The following is a 19761-nucleotide window of genomic DNA, read 5'->3' as shown; positions in this document are numbered from 1 at the left end:
GACACAAAAAAAATAATTTTTCTTGTCCTGAAAGAGCGACCATTGGAAGCTCCTTTCAGGATTTAGAAAAATATTTTTTTTAAGGGAGGATTGTAACGGAGTGCTGGATTAGCTCCTGAAAATTTTATTCATTCATTTCGTCATGACGCTCCGGAACTTGCGGATCATACAGCGGACATTTGAATTCTTCCATTATATTCACTAAAGTATCCATTGTTTTCCCTTCAGTGCCATAACAATCAATCTTTATACTTTGTGGTGTCGTCCTGATGTGAAAAGCGCCTGCACCACTATTATTTTTCCAACTATTACCGTCTACTTTTTCCCATTTTGAGAATACGGAAGCAATTCTATTCAAGATAACTTGAACAGGGAGTTCATCTAATCCTTCAATTTCCGCTTGTTCTTCAGTAATAGCTTCATAAACTAAGTGATGGTTGAGATAAATTCCCTCAAGATATTTCCAAAAAACCAATTCGTACATAGATAAAAAATTAAAAGATTAAAGAATTGAAAAATGAGCTTCAATTAAAGCTTTTTAATATTCGAAAGTTCCGTATTCGCTGGTAATAGTCAGTTTTTTTGAAGTAGCAGCTTCTACTCTACCCACGATTTGCGCATCAACATTAAATGATTTTGAAATCGCAATAATGTCTTGTGCAACAGCTTCCGGAACGTAAATTTCCATACGGTGACCACAATTGAAAACTTGATACATTTCTTTCCAATCCGTTTTAGATTGTTCTTGAATTAACTGGAACAAGGGTGGAACCGGAAATAAATTGTCTTTTATAATGTGCAGATTTTCTACGAAATGTAAAATTTTAGTTTGTGCTCCACCACTGCAATGTACCATTCCGTGAATTTCATTGGAAGAATATTGGTCCAAAATTTTCTTGATGATTGGTGCATAGGTTCTGGTTGGCGAAAGCACTAATTGTCCAGCATCTATTGGCGAGTTTTCAACGGCATCTGTCAGTTTTACTTGTCCGGAATAAATTAATTCCTCTGGAACTGCAGCATCAAAACTCTCGGGATATTTAGTTGCCAAATACTTCCCAAAAACATCATGACGCGCCGATGTTAATCCGTTACTTCCCATTCCGCCATTATAGCTTTTCTCATAACTAGCCTGACCAAAAGAAGCCAATCCTACAATGACGTCACCAGCTTTAATATTGGCATTGTCAATAACTTTGCTGCGTTTCATACGAGCTGTAACTGTTGAATCTACTATAATAGTTCGAACTATATCTCCCACATCTGCTGTTTCTCCACCTGTGGAATGAATCGTCACGCCAAAAGAATCCAGTTCTTTAATCAGTTCTTCGGTTCCATTGATAATTGCTGAAATTACATCGGCAGTGATCAAATTTTTATTTCGTCCAATGGTAGATGAAAGCAAGATATTATCAGTAGCTCCTACACACAATAAATCGTCAATATTCATGATTAAAGCATCTTGAGCAATGCCTTTCCATACCGAAATATCTCCTGTTTCTTTCCAATACATGTACGCCAAAGAGGATTTAGTTCCAGCTCCATCAGCATGCATGATAAGGCAATACTCTTCGTCTTGAGTTAGATAATCCGGGACAATTTTGCAGAAAGCTTGTGGAAATAATCCTTTATCAATGTTTTTTATGGCATTATGAACATCTTCTTTGGATGCCGAAACACCGCGAAGCGCATATCTTTTTGAAGTATCTGAACTCATGTAGTATAATTGTGAAGCCTGCTTTTATGCAGATAGTTGTGCGGCAAAGATAATTATTTTTTTGGGTTTTGCCTATGGGGTTTTCAAGTGTTTCGTTAAATCTGCAATCTGTCTACAAAGTATAGTTTTATTTCGTTAAATTTGCAATAAAATACTAGCTATCAGTATATTAACTTTAAAAATAAATATTTAAATACCGTTTATCTTAATCGGTATTATCCTAAATTCATATTGATTTTAATTGAAGTTTATCCCTAAATCACCTTGTAATAGTTTGACAAATTTTAAACCATAAATAAAACGTAGAAAAGTGGAAACCAGTGACCACTATAAAAAACGGGGCCTTGCCGAAAAGCCATACGAGTAGGAAATTAAAACAACAACATCATGCCTAAATATGTAATTGAAAGAGAGATTCCTGGTGCCGGTACATTAAGTGCCGAACAATTAAAAACTATTTCGCAAACTTCTTGCGGAGTATTGGGTAAAATGGGACCGCAAATACAGTGGGTTAACAGCCAGGTAACTGCTAACAAAATCTATTGTACTTATATTGCTCCTAATGAGGAAATGATACGTGAACATGCGAAACTAGGCGGGTTTCCTGCAAATTCCATCAATCGAATATCAACAATTATTGACCCGACAACTGCAGAAGAAACCGTTTAGCAAACTATAATTAAAGGCTTTTAACTTCAAAAGAAATGCCTTTCCGTTTTGGAAAGGCATTTTCTATAAAAAACGTTTGATATTTTTACCGTATTACATTATTTTTTCACGACTAGAATTTCGACTCTTCTGTTAGCAATTCGTTCTGCTTCATTTTTTTCTGGCAATTCATAAATAGGCCTACTGCTTCCAAATCCTTTGTGACCTAATCTTGAAGTAGCAATTCCGTTTCGTATTAAATAATCAAATACAAATTTTGATCTTCTGTAGGAAAGTTTTACGTCATTTGGATTCTCATTACAACAAATATGCCCGTATATATAGATTTTTAATTGAGGATTCATTTTTAAAACTTGAAGAAGATCGGAAAGAATTGGTTCTGACTCGATACTTATTTTTTCTGTATTAAAATAAAAATTTAAATTTTCGAGCTTTATTAAATCGCCTACTTTAGCTTTATTAAGTTTTTCAACCAGAGAAACATTGTTTTTCGTTTCATTAACAGAAACTTCTTTGACTTGGTTATTTTCAAAAACCAACTTTTCAATATCTGTTTTTTTGTTACTGAAAATCTTATCTTGATAATAAACTAAAACTTTTCGGTTACTGCTTTGATTTTTTAATTGTTGAAAATCTTCTCCCAAACCGTACAACTCAAGTTTTTCGCTCAGATGAACTTTATTAAACTCTAAAAGTGCGAGTACATTATTAGCTCTTCTAAAAGACAGTTCCTTGTTATAAGAATTAGAATCTATGCTATCACAAAAACCTTGAATTTTTAAAATTTCTTTGTCTTTTGAATGTTCTAACCATTTACAAAAATCGTGTTGTGATTTTTCATTAATTATATCTTGGTTAAAATCAAAAAACAAAGCCAGTTTATCTTGAGCAGACAAAACCATTATATTAAAAAACAAAATCAAAAAAAATCTTATTTTCATGTAAAACGATTGACTATTATTTTAAAATAACGCACAAATAAAAAAAATAGTATAAAAAAACCCGATAGGTTTTGAATCCTATCGGGTCTGGTATTTTTGAGATTTGTATGTTTATTTTGTAAACAACAATTCTCTGTATTTAGTCAATGTCCAAAGCTCATTGTCAACTAATAACTCTAGTTTATCACAGTGCTCACGAATTACTTCAAAATATGGTTTTACTGAATCACAATATGCTTCCGCCATTGCTTGGGCATCAGTCAAAACATTTGCTTTCTTTCTTTCGTTTGTCATCGCTTCCACTTTAGAATTGATGCCTTCGATATGACCAGAAATCTCTCTGATTAAGATGATTTGTTCTTTAGCAACCGATTCAAATTCAGCTCCAAAAATATCTTTCAATCCTTTAACATTTTCAATTAAAGTGTTTTGGTACCGAATAGCAGTAGGGATTACGTGATTTTTAGAAATATCACCTAAAACTCTACCTTCAATTTGAATTTTCTTAGTGTACTCTTCCAATTCGATTTCGTAACGCGCTTCCACTTCAATGTGGTTCATGATACCCAATTCAGAAAACAAATCCAAAGCTTGTTTAGAAGCTCTTGCTTTTAATGCTTCAGGAGTTGTTTTGAAGTTGCTTAAACCTCTTTTTCCTGCTTCGATTTCCCAAGCATCGCTATACCCGTCTCCTTCGAAAAGGATATTTTTAGAAACTTTGATATATTCTCTCAATACATTGAAGATCGCATCATCTTTCTTCATGTCTTTAGAATCTATCAAGCTATCCACTTCTTTTTTGAAATCTCTCAATTGTTTTGCTACAATGGCGTTCAAAGTTGTCATTGCATTAGAACAGTTTGCAGTAGAACCTACGGCTCTGAACTCAAATTTATTTCCTGTAAAAGCAAATGGTGAAGTTCTGTTTCTATCGGTATTATCCAAAAGTACATCTGGAATTTTACCTACTACATTTAATTTTAAGTCTGTTTTTTCTTCCGGGGATAATTTCCCTGCTGTTACGCCTTCTAATTCAGCTAAAACTTTAGTCAATTGCTCCCCAATAAATACAGAGATAATTGCCGGTGGGGCTTCATTTGCACCTAATCTGTGATCATTACTTGCAGAAGCGATAGCGCCTCTTAATAATGCTTCATAATCATTTACCGCTTTTATAGTATTGATAAAGAAAGTCAAGAACTGTAAATTGCTCATAGGCGTTTTACTTGGACTCAACAAGTTTACTCCAGTATCAGTTGCTAATGACCAGTTATTGTGTTTTCCTGAACCATTAACTCCTTTGAACGGTTTCTCGTGGAATAACACTTTTAAATCATGACGTTCCGCCACTTTTTGCATTACATCCATTAATAAACAGTTGTGATCAACCGCTAAGTTTGTCTCTTCAAAAATAGGTGCCAATTCAAATTGATTTGGTGCTACTTCATTGTGACGTGTTTTAACCGGAATTCCTAACAGCATACATTCTTGTTCTAAATCTCTCATGTACGTTAAAGCACGAGTTGGAATAGAACCAAAATAGTGATCATCTAATTGTTGTCCTTTTGCTGAGGTATGCCCTAGCAAAGTTCTTCCTGTCATCATAAGGTCAGGACGAGAATCTGCCAATGATCTGTCGATCAAGAAATATTCTTGCTCCCATCCTAAGGTTGCCGTAACTTTTTTGACATTTTTATCAAAATATTTACACACTTCGGTTGCAGCGTCATCCATAACGGTCAAGGCTCGCAACAAAGGTGTTTTATAATCTAAAGCCTCTCCTGTGTATGAAATAAAAACGGTTGGAATACATAAAGTAGTTCCAAAAATGAATGCTGGAGAAGTGGGATCCCAAGCGGTATATCCTCTTGCTTCAAATGTATTTCTAATTCCTCCGTTAGGAAAACTAGATGCATCTGGTTCTTGTTGTACTAATTGTGCTCCACCAAATTTTTCTACTGGATCACTACCATCATAAGAGGTTTCAAAAAAAGCATCATGCTTTTCTGCAGTTGTTCCTGTAAGTGGTTGAAACCAGTGCGTATAATGAGTTACTCCTTTTGACAGAGCCCACTCTTTCATACCCATTGCAATATAATCAGCTAATTTTCTGTCAATTTTAGTTCCATGCTGAACAGCACCTTGTACTCCTTTAAAAGCATCAGAAGTTAAATATTGCTTCATTGCTTTATCATTAAACACATTCGAACCAAAAATAGTTGATTTTCTATCGGTTTCTTCAAATTGAACAGGCTTTCTGTTTGAAGCTTCTCTCAAAGCTTGAAAACGTAATGTTGACATAAAAAATTATTTTATTGATTAAACCCCTAATATTTTGATGCAAATATAATTTAATTATTACTTTTATGAAATTTTGCCTCTCCTTTTTATGGGCAAATAGCATAAATTTATGAAATTCTTAAAAAAGGCATATAATTATAACAACATAATAATTTTAGATGGCATATATTTTTTTACTCCTATTTTCATCAAAAAATTACAACATTATTTACTACATAAAACTTTAGATTAAATATTTATGGAAGTTAAAAAACCAAAAAGTATCTTTGCGTAACTTTAAATATTTTATTTATGATCGTCTGGATTTGTTTCTTAGCAGCTGTAATACTTTTTCTGGCTCTTGATTTAGGTGTTTTCAATAAAACACCACATGTTATAAGTTCGAAAGAAGCTGGAAAGTGGACCGCAATATGGGTTACATTATCTTTTTTGTTTTCGGGAGTAATCTATTGGCTTTACAGTACTAATTATATTGCTAATCCTGATGCGCTAAAACCGGCAACTGCATCTATAAAATTTATTACTGGTTATTTAATAGAATTGTCTTTAAGTATAGACAACATATTTGTCATCGCCATCATCTTCTCAGCTTTTAAAATTCCACAAAAATACCAACACCGTGTTTTATTCTGGGGAATATTAGGTGCTATCGTTTTTAGAGGTTTAATGATCTTTTTTGGCGTTATGCTAATCAATAAATTTTCATGGACTACCTATATATTCGGTGCTTTTTTAATTTACACTGCTATGAGAATGCTTTTTAGCGGGGATGATGAGCAATTTCAGCCCAAAAAATCTTTTGTTTATAAAAGCCTTAAAAAAATAATGCCCATTTCAAATCACATCGATGAAGAGCATTTTTTTGTAAAAAGAAGACATATTACAGCTGCAACACCACTTTTTGTGGCACTTGTAGTTATTGAAGTAATGGATGTCGTTTTTGCTATTGACAGCGTTCCAGCAATTTTAGCAATAACAAATGATCCTTTTTTAGTTTTTAGTTCTAATATTTTTGCTATTTTAGGATTGCGATCTATGTATTTTTTTCTCGCCAATATTCTGGCAAAATTCAGCTATCTGGAATACAGCCTTATTGCTATTTTGAGTTTTGTAGGATTAAAAATGCTGCTTCATGATTTTATTGAAATTCCAGAATGGGGTTCTCTCGCTTTTATTGCTTTATCGCTTATCATTGGTATTGTAGTCTCCTTAAGAAAAAGCAGTAAAGAATTCGTCTAAATAATTCAAAAAAACAAAACGCATAAAAAAAAGGAAATCTCACGATTTCCTTTTTTTATGAAAAGTATACTTTACAAATCAATTTTTTTAATCTCACTTTTATTAACGCTTAATGCTGACATGACTGCGTCTATATTGTTTTTATTGACTGTAGTTGCAAAATTAGCTGGTATAATGGCAATTCTAAAAGTTTGGTCTTGTGTCCAACTTGATGGCAATGTAGTAAGGTTAAAATTAGCCGAAAGAAAAATATTAACATTATATCTGGTGTAATCAAAATTGAAATCTAACTCTCCACCATCACTAAAATAATACGTTTGAGGCATTAACTTCCAAATATCTTCACCATTTACCGTATCGTACAAATGATACACTAAAACTACATCCGAAGAATAAATTGGCGGATCAAAAGCAACCAATCTACTGTAGTTATTATTGGAATTAAATGAAGTTGTAACTTCAAACACTTCACTAATCGTATCATTATCCACAGTATCGTTTACTTCGCAACTTTGTAGTGTCATCATCCCGATGAAAACTAAAAATAAGGTAATTTTTTTCATTCTTTTAGGTTTATTAAGTTATACTTCAAAACTCTATTCATTAATTGTGCCAAAGTTTATTTTTAAAAATAATGCACTTTTAAAAAACGAAAAAAAAATTAAATTATATATGCTAATGCTAGGCTGTATGGCACAAGGCTGGTTTAAGAGGCAACATACTATTTTTTGGAATTAGTATTCTTTAAAAGATTTTATTCCACCTACAAAAGTTTTTTGGCTTTAAGCCAAAGGACAACTTCTCATCGATATTTTGATATGCTGAACAACCCGTTTAAAGAAAAATATTTCTTAAAATTCCCAAAATTTGAGACTCCCCTAAAAGAAGAGAAAATGCATATTGGGTATTTGAAATTGGATAAAATAATAGATTTATAAAGCATAAAAAAGCATCTGCTAAAACAGATGCTTTTTAGTTAAAATTAGTTTTAAAACTATCTGGAAGAAATTACTTTTTTAATACTGCTTCCTCGATTGGTAGTCACTTTTACAACATACACTTGGTCGCTTCCTCTATTTAATTTAAGATCAAGTGTAACTTCTTTATTCATATAACTATTAGTGTCCGTTTTAGACAACACCGAAACACCTTGTGAATCAAATACCTCGATTTTCACATCTGATATATAGTCAAAATTGTATTTAATAGTAAGCTGGTCTTTGAAAGGAACAGGATACGTAGTAAAACCTGCGGCTTCAGTTTTTGCTTCTATCGGCGAAACGGCTTCTGTAGTTTTAGCGGCTCGTGCTGGAGATGAACAAGTAGTGGTCGCACTGCTGCAACTAGCTGGATTTGAAGTACAGTTAGCCGGGCTGGTAGCAGTAATACTTGGATTAGAACCTGCCACAAGATTGCTAAATACAACTGGCACATTTGCCACAGCCGTAATACCTGGATTAGCACCATTTAATTTATAAGTGTATCCAATAATAGGATTACACACCTCGATACTTCCAGTTGTTGTTGTTGCGCAAAGTGATGCTATTGGCTGGATTATTTTTAATTGTGGTGCATCTGGTGTTCCAGGTTGTGGATTCACAATTACATCGTCACCTTGTGTACTACAGGAGCCAAGAGAAGCAAAAAATTGATATGTCCCTGAGGCTACTGGACTGAACACTCCACTAGAGTTAGCTGTATATAGTATAACCCCGCCCTGCTTAAGTGTATAAGTGAGACCAGCTGTTGGCGATGTTACGGTAACAGTTCCGGAATCAATACTGCAGGTCGGCTGCGTTACTGTAGCTGCTGGTGCAGGTATTGCAGTAGGTCCTCCAACAGTTTTAGGGATAACTATGCTACAGTTATTAGGAATGGTAGAATCTGTTATAGTAACACTATAATTACCGGCTGCAAGACTGCTAAAAGTTGTTGTAGCACCAGCAACAACTGAAACTGGAGCACCATCTCCTAATTTGACACTATAAGGTGGTAAACCACCAAATGGAGCTACAGTAATAGAACCTCCTGCAGTACAAGTTGCACTGATTGCCGTTACAGTCCCATTAACACCAGCATTAATTTCTATGAAAGGTAAGGTCCCGCATTTTGGAGCAATTTTACTCGGCTCCAATGGACATGATGCATTATCAGCAGCTGAAGTCCACGCCAAAAACAAATTAGTAATAATCAATCTTTGTCCACATGTATAGGTGACATTTCCAAAATTCAAAGACGTTATTGTATTCGGAGGAAGCGCAGATACATTAGGCGGAACAGGAGTACTATTACATCCACTTATTGGCTCAGAAGAAGCAAGAGTCGTACCATTATATCGCTCTAAAGTTCCCCAGAAAGCAAAGGAGGTTCTGTTTGATCCTGTGGTATTGTTAATGGATAATGTCAATGTTCTGGTTACTGTAGCATTGGCTACACATGAATTACAGGGATCTCCGCCTGTCAACCTTGCTTCAACTAATTGTAAATCTTTGGAAGTACATCTCCTTGAATCGGGAAGATTAACTTGTGCAAATGCAGTAGAAGAGCTTAAGTAACTAACTATTAAAAATACAAATACATTTCTAAAAGAAAAAAAGTGCTCTCCCCAAATAATTTTAATACGCTTTCATGAACAAGACATTTGACATAAGTATTATTTAGAGGTTTTGGATTAAAATCTGATTTATTAAGCGTTGAAAAGACTAGTGATGAAATTTTGTTTTTCGGTGAAAAGCAAAATATATTTTTGCTTGATAATGCTTCGAAAAACTGCTGAAGTGTATTATTTTTCATGATATTGTAGTTTTACTCCATAATTGTTAAAAAATAGGAAACCAGTAGACTTGGGATAAAAAAATTATATAAACAAAACACCCTCACAAACTCATTTATGAAGTACGCCATCATCAAAAGAATATTTTATTTTGGGGGAATAAACTACCTTTAATTAACCAAATCGGGGCTTTAAAAGAAACTTAAAAACCTTAATTTTAAATTAATAAATTAAAAAAAGAAAAAATAGAAAATTTTTCGATTTATGCGATAAACCTCCCGTGTTAAAAAACACCTTCAAAAAAATTGAAGAACTCCTCCATCAAAAGAATATTTTATTGCGAGAAACAATATCTAAATTCTTTTTATTTACCAACGAAGGGGCTTTACAAAACAATCTAAAAATCAATTTTAAAACAAGGGATAAATAAACCTCGAAAGCAAAAGCTTTCGAGGTTTAATTTTAGACTCTAATCCGTTTTATTTTTGGACCAGATGATTATTTAAAATTTACTGTTTTGAAGAAATTACTTTTTTCACACTACTTCCTTGGTTGGTAGTTAGTTTTACAACATACACTTCTGATCTATCTACAAAAGAATTAAGATTTAGTGTAACTTCTTTGTTTAAATAACTATTACTATCCATTTTTGAAAATACTGAAACACCTTGTGAATTAAGTACATCGATTTTTACATCAGATACATAATCAAAATTGTATCTAATGGTAAGCTGATCTTTGAAAGGAACTGGATACGCATCAAAACTTGCTTTATCTCCCAAACCATCTCCTCCTTTTGTTGCAGAAGTTCCTCCTAATGGACATCCTGAATTATTAAGAATATCCAATTGAGTTGCTAATTTTCCAGGTGCGGTTCCTCCAGCTGAATAGGCCGCATTAACGGCATCTATTACCGATTGTGGACTATCAGAATATGGTGCTGGATAATCAACCTCCTCACTACAAGCATTCAATAAAGCAGCTACTCCTTGACGAGCTAAATTAAAAATACCTCCACCACCTAAATTCAGTGCTTGCAATAGAGTCAAATTAGCAAGATTAGAAGGTGCATTTACAAACACATCTCCGAACAACATGGAAGGAGTATAGTTTGAACACCATCTGTCAGTATGGTTTTTCCAGTATCCTAACGTACAACCTTCAACGATACAAATTTGATTAGTAACCAGAACTACATCAGTAGCGGTACATCCATTGATTGGATTAGTAACGGTTAAGGTATACGTACCCGCTGCATTTACGGTTGGTGTAGCAGTATCTGCTCCAGAAACGATGCTTCCACCATTACTGGCAACCCAAGAATAAGTTACTCCTGCTGTTGTAGAAGATCCTGAAAACAGTACGGTAATTTCACCACATAATATCAGAACATCGGCTCCTGCATTTGCATTTGGAGGTGTATTGTTTAATGTTACCAAAGCGATATCAGTAGCAGTACATCCATTGATTGGATCAGTAACAGTTAAAGTATACGTGCCCGCTGCATTTACAGTTGGTGTCGCTGTTGTAGCTCCAGAAACAATGTTTCCGCCATTACTGGCAACCCAAGAATAAGTTACTCCTACTGTTGTAGAGGAACCACTCAAGGCAATTGAAGTAACGGTACAAGTCAACACTTTATCGACTCCCGCATTTACATTTGGTGCCGTATTGTTTAACGTTACCAAAGCTATATCAGTAGCAGTACATCCATTAGCTGGATTAGTAACGGTTAACGTATACGTACCTGCTGCATTCACAGTTGGTGTCGCTGTTGTAGCTCCAGAAACAATGTTTCCGCCATTACTGGCAACCCAAGAATAAGTTACTCCTGCTGTTGTAGACGAACCACTTAAAGCAATTGAAGTAACCGTACAAGTCAACACTTTATCGGCTCCTGCGTTTACATTTGGTGTATTAGCATCAAGCGTTACTAAGGCTACATCGGTAGCAGTACATCCATTTACTGGATTAGTAACAGTTAACGTATACGTACCCGCTGCATTTACTGTAGGTGTAGCTGTTGTTGCTCCGGAAACGATGTTTCCGCCATTGCTGGCAACCCAAGAATAAGTTACTCCTAATGTTGTAGAGGAACCGCTCAAGGCAATTGAAGTTATCGTACAAGTCAATACTTTATCGGCACCTGCATTTACATTTGGTGGCGTATTGTTTAATGTTACTAGAGCGATATCAGTAGCAGTACAACCATTAATTAGATCAGTAACGGTTAAAGTATACGTACCTGCTGCATTGACAGTTGGTGTGGCTGTTGTAGCCCCGGAAACAATGTTTCCGCCATTGCTGGCAACCCAAGAGAAAGTAGCGCCTGTTGTTGTAGACGAACCACTCAAAGCGATTGAAGTAACCGTACAAGTCAACACTTTATCGGCTCCTGCATTTGCATTTGGTGCAGTATTGTTTAACGTTACCAAAGCGATATCAGTAGCAGTACAACCATTAATTAGATCAGTAACGGTTAAAGTATACGTACCTGCTGCATTGACAGTGGGTGTGGCTGTTGTAGCCCCGGAAACAATGTTTCCGCCATTACTGGCAACCCAAGAGAAAGTAGCTCCTACTGTTGTAGATGCACCACTCAAAGCGATTGAAGTAATGGTACAAGTCAACACTTTATCGGCTCCCGCATTTGCATTTGGTGCCGTATTGTTTAACGTTACCAAAGCTACATCGGTAGCTGTACATCCATTGATTGGATCAGTAACGGTTAAGGTATACGTACCTGCTGCATTCACAGTTGGTGTGGCTGTTGTAGCCCCGGAAACAATGTTTCCGCCATTGCTGGCAACCCAAGAATAAGTTACTCCTGTTGTTGTAGACGAACCACTTAAAGCAATTGAAGTAACCGTACAAGTCAACACTTTATCGGCTCCTGCGTTTACATTTGGTGTATTAGCATCAAGCGTTACTAAGGCTACATCGGTAGCAGTACATCCATTTACTGGATTAGTAACAGTTAACGTATACGTACCCGCTGCATTTACTGTTGGTGTTGCTGAGGCAGCTCCGGAAACAATGTTTCCGCCATTGCTGGCAATCCAAGAATAAGTTACTCCCGCTGTTGTAGAGGAACCGCTCAAGACAATTGAAGTTATCGTACAAGTCAATACTTTGTCCGCTCCTGCATTTGCATTTGGTGGCGTATTGTTTAATGTTACTAAAGCGATATCAGTAGCAGTACAACCATTAATTAGATCAGTAACGGTTAAAGTATACGTACCTGCTGCATTGACAGTTGGTGTGGCTGTTGTAGCCCCGGAAACAATGTTTCCGCCATTGCTGGCAACCCAAGAGAAAGTAGCGCCTGTTGTTGTAGACGAACCACTTAAAGCAATTGAAGTAACCGTACAAGTCAACACTTTATCGGCTCCTGCATTTGCATTTGGTGTAGTATTATTTAATGTTACTAAAGCGACATCAGTAGCAATACAACCATTAATTGGATCAGTAACAGTTAACGTATACGTACCGGCTGCATTTACTGTTGGTGTTGCTGAGGTGGCTCCGGAAACAATGTTTCCGCCATTACTGGCAACCCAAGAATAAGTTACTCCTAATGTTGTAGAGGAACCGCTCAAGGCAATTGAAGTTATCGTACAAGTCAATACTTTATCGGCACCTGCATTTACATTTGGTGGCGTATTGTTTAATGTTACTAGAGCGATATCAGTAGCAGTACAACCATTAATTAGATCAGTAACGGTTAAAGTATACGTACCTGCTGCATTGACAGTCGGTGTGGCTGTTGTAGCTCCGGAAACAATGTTTCCGCCATTGCTGGCAACCCAAGAATAAGTTACTCCTGCTGTTGTAGAGGAACCACTCAAGGCAATTGAAGTAACGGTACATGTCAACACTTTATCGACTCCTGCATTTGCATTTGGTGCAGTATTGTTTAACGTTACCAAAGCGATATCAGTAGCAGTACAACCATTAATTAGATCAGTAACGGTTAAAGTATACGTACCTGCTGCATTGACAGTGGGTGTGGCTGTTGTAGCCCCGGAAACAATGTTTCCGCCATTACTGGCAACCCAAGAATAAGTTACTCCTGCTGTTGTAGAGGAACCACTCAAGGCAATTGAAGTAGTAGTACAATTCAACACTTTGTCTTCTCCTGCATTGCCATTTGGTGGCGTATTGTTTAACGTTACCAAGGCTACATCGGTAGCGGTACATAAAGTACTGGCTGGACTAGTAACGGTCAAGGTATACGTACCTGCTGCATTAACAATTGGTGTGGCTGTATTTGCTCCAGAAACGATGTTACCTCCATTAGAAGCAACCCAAGAGAATGTTGCTCCTAATGTGGTTGAACTTCCGCTTAAGGCAATGGAAGTTGTTGTACAGGTTAACACTTTATCAACACCAGCATTGGCAATTGGAATAAAATTTAAATTCAACTGAATGGGAGCTCCCGGAAAATCTTTTAATTCAGATTGCGTTGAATTTCCTGAAGATCGTGTTCTAATAAACAGCGTACTTAGTGTAAAACATGGATTACTATTCGCTGTTGCGAACACTTGTGTAAGGTTGATAGCACCCTCAGCATATTGATTGGGAGTATAAACACCCGGAAAGGTTCCATAGGTATCAAAGGGTACTGTGGTAGTCGAAAAGTTATTTGTTAAATAAATTTCGCCAAAAAATTCAGAGTTGGGATGAACTACGTATTGATAGACACCAGGTGTTATTTCCGTCCATATTCGAATCACGACTGTAGCATCACCACCTCCCTGAACAAATTCTACAGTGAGCAATATATCACCAACTGTACGTCCACCTTGGGTTCCTAAAGTTGTAAATCCGCCACTACCCCCTGTAATTTGTGCAATACCAGTTAGGGGATCAACGGCACCAAAGGTTGCGCCAGTAATCGATAAGGGAGCCTGTAAAAACTCGAAATCTATGTAACTGCTACCATTGGTCACCTGACGGTCACCTGCAAAAAGAGCCCATAAATCCGTAACAACTCCAGGTCCACTCGTACCGGCAACAAATGTCTGACCATCAATACTTACTCCTCCTATTACTTCTGGATCACCGTAGCTAAAATGAACACCAGTATTTTGGATTTCATTTTTATCAGGTGAAGATCCTGCTCCCCAAGTATAGGTGTTTGGGTTATCATTTATTTTATTGGAGGAAGTAAATGTGGTTGGATCATTTAAATAAGGATCTTGCAGAAAATAACTAACCGGAACAGTAGCAGGGATGGTGGGTTTGTAAAATACTTGACCGGTAAATGGGTTAATCAACCCATGACCTGCAATGGTCGGATCCAACTTGTCAAACAAGTCGCCTACACCCTCATAAATAGTACCAATAGGTTCGTGAGCAAAGGCATCGCCGTCCACTCCAGACCCTAATTTTGGAGTTGATACAGGCACTACTCCTTGAATATTCTGTGCATTACCTGTGTAACCCGTCATAAGAATTACTCCTAATATAAAAATTGAAGCAAGCGATTGATCCCAACAATTGAGCCATGGCTTTGACAGCTGACCAAGAGGAGTTCTAGAATTAAATTTTGAAAAACCTGCGTTAAAGCGCCAGGTAAAAGTGTGCCAGTATTCTTGAACACTTTTTATCGTATAGAATATAAATTTTTTCATAATAATTTGGTTTTAAGACCATATTATTAATAAGAAAGCGCATGTAGAAGTGGGGTTTTCGAAGAATTGAAAAAGTCCTATTTCATAGAGTGTAGTTTAATACCATAAATTAAAAATAGTAAGTTATAAACTGGAGCATTAAAAATTACTGAGATACAAATCAACCTTCACAAACATATTTATGAAGTAATCCATCATTCAAAAAATTTTTATTGTTTGGAACAATAACTAAATTCTTTTATCTACCAGACAATTGCTTTATAAAGCAATCTTTAAACTTTAATCTAAAAAAATCTGTATTGAAATTAAGAACAGGTTTAACAAAATATTTCTAAGTCCAAATAAAAACTTGCATTAAATGAAACAACTTCAAAAAACAATTTTATGAAGTGCTCCATCTAAAAAAGTCCATTTTATCACAAGTAATAAATAACCACTATAAAACAAATAGTTACATTAAAAAAAGACTTAAATAATTAATTTTTATCCAATCAAAGTTAGCTATAACATCAAAAAAAGAAAAAAAAAGACCCCAAAACAAGACAACATTCTATTATTTCCGACAAGTGGCACTATTCGCTAAGAAATGGTTTACAGCTATAAAATATTAATACAAAATTACTAGTTAACTTACTGATAATCAATTAATTAAGTGTTTTATTATTTAATTTTTGTTAATAAAAAAAACTATGTTAAAAAAAAGTAATATCCGTTAACATGTGAATTATTCTTATCGTTTTTTTGAGAACCTATTAATTGAAAATTCACTAGTCTCCTAGTATTAAAAAAAAGCCGATTTCTGGGGTTCTAAAACTTATTGAAGCATTTAAAACATTACTTTTTATTCTTAAAAACAATATAGCGATTTAAAAAATGACAAAAAAAAACCCTTTCATTACTGAAAGGTCTTTTGTATTAAAAAATATGATTGAATTCTAATTCCTACTTAACAACAACAGTATTGTTTCTTAAAATTTTGCTAAAAAATAACACATGAGAAGGCAACACATTTTCCCAATATTCCCAAGTATGTGCATCTGGACGTTCCGTATAATCAGGAGAAACTGTATTCTAAACGAGTCTTCTGTGTAATTCCCGATTGGATTCAACCAAAAAATCATCCACACCACAATCTATAATCAATTCCCGTTTGTTACTTTTTATTTCATTAACCCTATTTAAAACCGCATTCGAGGCATACACTTCCTGTGACACTCCCTCAATTCCAAAAACAGGTTCCATTAATTTAGTAACTCTTTCCTTAGATTCCGGATTAATCATGCTCCCCATATCTACTGCCCCGCTCCTATTGCCGGCCATACAAAATAACTCGAGATGTTTCGTCAAAAGAGACAACATCCAGTAGCTTCAATGTCATTAAGTTAAGCACTCTCTAGTTCGTCCCGACACTTCGGGATAATAGGAGTTTACGGCAGAAAATTTCTACTTAGTATCGAGAATTTTTTATAATAAAAGCTTCTCGATACAATGCCGTTTTTTACTAAGTGGGGTTTCAACTGCGCTCAGCCTGACAGTTTCAATTTCATTTTATATTGCTTTTTTTTTGTGAAAAAATTAAGCCTCGAAGTGGCAATTAAAACCACTTAAACTTAATGGCATCGGTCACGATTTGGTATAAAAATTAAACCCGTATTTTCAAAGATGAAGTAGTATCACACGAATTTTATTTAGAAATTAAAAAAATTCGCGCAAATTAGTGACCCCAAGCCTCGGGACGTGGCAAAAAATAGATGTTTATTTTTTCATTGATTGGGTTTACAATTTTATCTATAAGATACTGTACAAAATCTTGTCTGATAATATTTTCTCCTGTACCAAGCCATAAATCGCCATTCAAAAACCAGTCGTTCGTATGAGCGGTAGTCAATCCGCCAAACTGTAAGCGATAAGCATACACATCGGCATCTGTCCTAAAGTTAGCTTTAACCGCAACTCCCGAGACCGCTTGACTATAAAGCGAAGCCTGACCGAACACTAAAAGGAATAGTGTGATATAAAAAATAGCTTTTTAGCAAACGCATTCGTCCAAAAAAAGCTCTAAAAAACCTGTGTTTAAACACCAGAAATAAGTGAGAAATAGTCTGAGGATACTAAAAAAGTACCTCCTGTTTGAAAACATTTTTATAGAGTGATTAAATCACACTATTTATGACTTAAAACACCCTATAATTGTAGTTTAAACGTACAAAAAAGGAGTAAAAAACAAAGTTTTCTACTCCTTTTTATTAAAAATTAATACTTAAAATACTTTTTCAGTGCCCTCAATAGTCTGCTACACTTTTTATCGTATAATAAATATTTTTTTTATGATAATATGTTTTTTGTGTATCGCTATTTCAGGACGGAACATAAAAAAGTAAAAAAACCTCGAAAGCAGAACTTTCGAGGTTTAATTTTATATTCTAATCCGCTTCATTTTTTAGGATTAGATGATTATTAACAACCTATTTTGAAGAAATTACTTTTTTCACACTACTTCCTCTGTTGGTAGTTACTTTCACAATATACACTTCTGATCTATCTACATGAGAATTAAGATTTAGTGTAACTTCTTTGTTCAAATAACTATTACTGTCCATTTTTGAAAGTACCGAAACACCTTGTGAATTAAGTACATCGATTTTTACATCAGATACGTAATCAAAATTATATCTAATGGTAAGTTGGTCTTTGAAAGGAACTGGATACGCATCAAAACCTGCTTTATCACCCAAGCCATCTACTTCTTTTTTTGTAGCAGAAGTTCCTCCTAAAGGACATCCTGAATTATTAAGATTATCCAATTGAGTTGCTAATGTTCCAGGTGCGCTTCCTCCAGATAAATACGCTGCATTAACAGCATTTATTACTGATTGAGGATTGTTTAAATAAGGCGCTGGATAATCAACTTCATTACTACAAGCATTCAATAAGGCGGCGACACCCTGACGAGCTAAATTATAAATACCTCCACCTCCTAAATTAAGGGCTTGCAATAAAGTTAAATTAGCAAGATTAGACGGTGCATTTACAAACACGCTGCCAAACAACATTGAAGGCGAATAAGTTGAACACCATCTATCAGTATGGTTTTTCCAATATCCTAAAGTACAACCTTCATTACATGCCGGTACTATTATACTTTGGCTACATGAAACCGATGTATTACCACAGGCATCTGTAGCAGTCCAAGTTTTTGTATGAGTCACTGAACCATCTGCATTATTTGTCGTAGTTATACCCAAATCATTAATAATTGCATTTGGACCGCAACCATCGCTTACTGTTGGAGTACCAAAGACTGGTATTGCACCACATTCAACTGTTTGACCAGCTGGACAAGTAAGAGTCGGCGGTGTAACATCCACTGTCCAAGTTGCTGTACGGGAAACCGGTGCTGCTGCGTTGCCACAGGCATCAGTTACATTCCAGGTTCTGGTTTGTGAACGTAGACAACCGGTGATTACCACTGTTGCATCGGTGAATGTTGGACTTACTGAACCACAATTATCCGTGGCGGTGGCTGTTCCTAGCGCTGCAGTAATAGCTGCTGCTGTTGGGTTACAAGCTAATGTACAGTTGGCAGGTGTTCCTGTTACTGTGATAACAGGTTTTTCTGTATCCACTGTCCAGGTCGCTGTACGGGAAACTGCTGTCGCTGCGTTGCCACAGGCATCAGTTACATTCCAGGTTCTGGTTTGTGAACGTGAACAACCGTTACTAACGACAGCTCCATCTGTGAATGTCGGAGTTACCACACCACAATTATCGGTGGCGGTGGCTGTTCCAAGCGCTGCAGTTATCAGTGCTGCTGTTGGGTTACAAGCTAATGTACAGTTGGCAGGTGTTCCTGTAACTGTGATAACAGGTTTTTCTGTATCCACTGTCCATGTTGCTGTACGGGAAACCGGTGCTGCTGCGTTGCCACAGGCATCAGTTACATTCCAGGTTCTGGTTTGTGAACGTAGACAACCAGTGATTACCACTGTTGCATCGGTGAATGTTGGGCTTACTGAACCACAATTATCCGTGGCGGTGGCTGTTCCTAGCGCTGCAGTAATTGCGTCTGCTGTTGGGTTACAACCCAAGGTGCCGTTGGTTGGAGTTCCGGTAGCCATGATCACTGGTAATGTTATATCCACTGTCCAGGTTGCTGTACGGGAAACCGGTGCTGCTGCGTTACCACAGGCATCAGTTACATTCCAGGTTCTGGTTTGTGAACGTAGACAACCGATGATTACCACTGTTGCATCGGTGAATGTTGGACTTACTGAACCACAATTATCCGTGGCGGTGGCTGTTCCTAGCGCGGCAGTAATAGCTGCTGCTGTTGGATTACAGCCCAAGGTGCCGTTGGTTGGAGTTCCAGTAGCCATGATCACTGGTAATGTTATATCCACTGTCCAGGTTGCTGTACGGGAAACCGGTGCTGCTGCGTTGCCACAGGCATCAGTTACATTCCAAGTTCTGGTTTGTGAACGCAGA

The 19761-nt window shown here is 36.2% G+C and carries 13 protein-coding genes; 2 read left to right on the top strand and 11 right to left on the bottom strand.

Going from position 1 to position 19761, the window contains the following annotated elements:
- Positions 1-124: 124 nt before the first annotated feature.
- Together ACNQGD_RS14875 and ACNQGD_RS14870 are read right to left on the bottom strand one after the other, a co-directional pair.
- Positions 125-484 carry a hypothetical protein gene (locus ACNQGD_RS14875; protein ID WP_417997357.1) on the bottom strand — a complete coding sequence of 120 codons (360 nt, stop codon included), beginning with the start codon at positions 482-484 and terminating at the stop codon, positions 125-127.
- Positions 485-538: 54 nt separating this feature from the next.
- Positions 539-1717, bottom strand: a complete 1179-nt coding sequence (locus ACNQGD_RS14870; RefSeq protein ID WP_417999830.1) for an AIR synthase related protein — start codon at positions 1715-1717, stop codon at positions 539-541.
- 387 nt (positions 1718-2104) lie between these two features.
- Between ACNQGD_RS14870 and ACNQGD_RS14865 the strand changes: the two genes are divergently transcribed.
- A complete protein-coding gene (locus tag ACNQGD_RS14865) occupies positions 2105-2386 on the top strand; it encodes a DUF4242 domain-containing protein (RefSeq protein ID WP_417997355.1) in 282 nt (93 codons plus the stop codon).
- Between the two features lie 98 nt (positions 2387-2484).
- Here ACNQGD_RS14865 and ACNQGD_RS14860 read toward each other — a convergent pair whose 3' ends face one another.
- Together ACNQGD_RS14860 and ACNQGD_RS14855 are read right to left on the bottom strand one after the other, a co-directional pair.
- A complete protein-coding gene (locus tag ACNQGD_RS14860; RefSeq protein WP_417999829.1) occupies positions 2485-3327 on the bottom strand; it encodes an OmpA family protein in 843 nt (280 codons plus the stop codon).
- Positions 3328-3438: 111 nt separating this feature from the next.
- Entirely contained in the window at positions 3439-5628 is a 2190-nt protein-coding gene (locus ACNQGD_RS14855) for a glutamine synthetase III family protein (protein ID WP_417994563.1), read from the bottom strand.
- 291 nt (positions 5629-5919) lie between these two features.
- Between ACNQGD_RS14855 and ACNQGD_RS14850 the strand changes: the two genes are divergently transcribed.
- Positions 5920-6867, top strand: a complete 948-nt coding sequence (locus ACNQGD_RS14850) for a TerC family protein (protein ID WP_417999828.1) — start codon at positions 5920-5922, stop codon at positions 6865-6867.
- A gap of 71 nt (positions 6868-6938) precedes the next feature.
- Here the strand turns inward: ACNQGD_RS14850 and ACNQGD_RS14845 are convergent, their stop codons facing one another.
- From ACNQGD_RS14845 to ACNQGD_RS14815, 7 genes are all read right to left on the bottom strand, one after another.
- Complete coding sequence (locus ACNQGD_RS14845; protein ID WP_417999827.1) at positions 6939-7430, bottom strand: hypothetical protein; 492 nt, start codon at positions 7428-7430, stop codon at positions 6939-6941.
- Positions 7431-7861: 431 nt separating this feature from the next.
- Complete coding sequence (locus tag ACNQGD_RS14840) at positions 7862-9331, bottom strand: T9SS type A sorting domain-containing protein (protein WP_417999826.1); 1470 nt, start codon at positions 9329-9331, stop codon at positions 7862-7864.
- A 98-nt stretch (positions 9332-9429) separates the two neighbouring features.
- Positions 9430-9660, bottom strand: coding sequence for a hypothetical protein (locus tag ACNQGD_RS14835; protein WP_417999825.1), 231 nt, complete (start codon positions 9658-9660; stop codon positions 9430-9432).
- A gap of 489 nt (positions 9661-10149) precedes the next feature.
- A complete protein-coding gene (locus ACNQGD_RS14830; RefSeq protein ID WP_417999824.1) occupies positions 10150-15276 on the bottom strand; it encodes a T9SS type A sorting domain-containing protein in 5127 nt (1708 codons plus the stop codon).
- 1071 nt (positions 15277-16347) lie between these two features.
- The gene (locus tag ACNQGD_RS14825; protein WP_417999823.1) at positions 16348-16596 is read right to left on the bottom strand and encodes a hypothetical protein; all 249 of its coding nucleotides are present in this window, start codon (positions 16594-16596) and stop codon (positions 16348-16350) included.
- Positions 16597-16990: 394 nt separating this feature from the next.
- The gene (locus ACNQGD_RS14820) at positions 16991-17272 is read right to left on the bottom strand and encodes a hypothetical protein (protein ID WP_417995401.1); all 282 of its coding nucleotides are present in this window, start codon (positions 17270-17272) and stop codon (positions 16991-16993) included.
- 469 nt (positions 17273-17741) lie between these two features.
- The coding region (locus ACNQGD_RS14815; RefSeq protein WP_417999822.1) for a T9SS type A sorting domain-containing protein at positions 17742-19761 on the bottom strand (2020 nt) is incomplete at its 5' end.

The organism is Flavobacterium glucosi, from assembly GCF_048286535.1.
Classification (GTDB): domain Bacteria; phylum Bacteroidota; class Bacteroidia; order Flavobacteriales; family Flavobacteriaceae; genus Flavobacterium.
The sequence above is the reverse complement of the archived record's forward strand: the minus strand, read 5'-3'. Positions and strand labels throughout refer to the sequence as shown.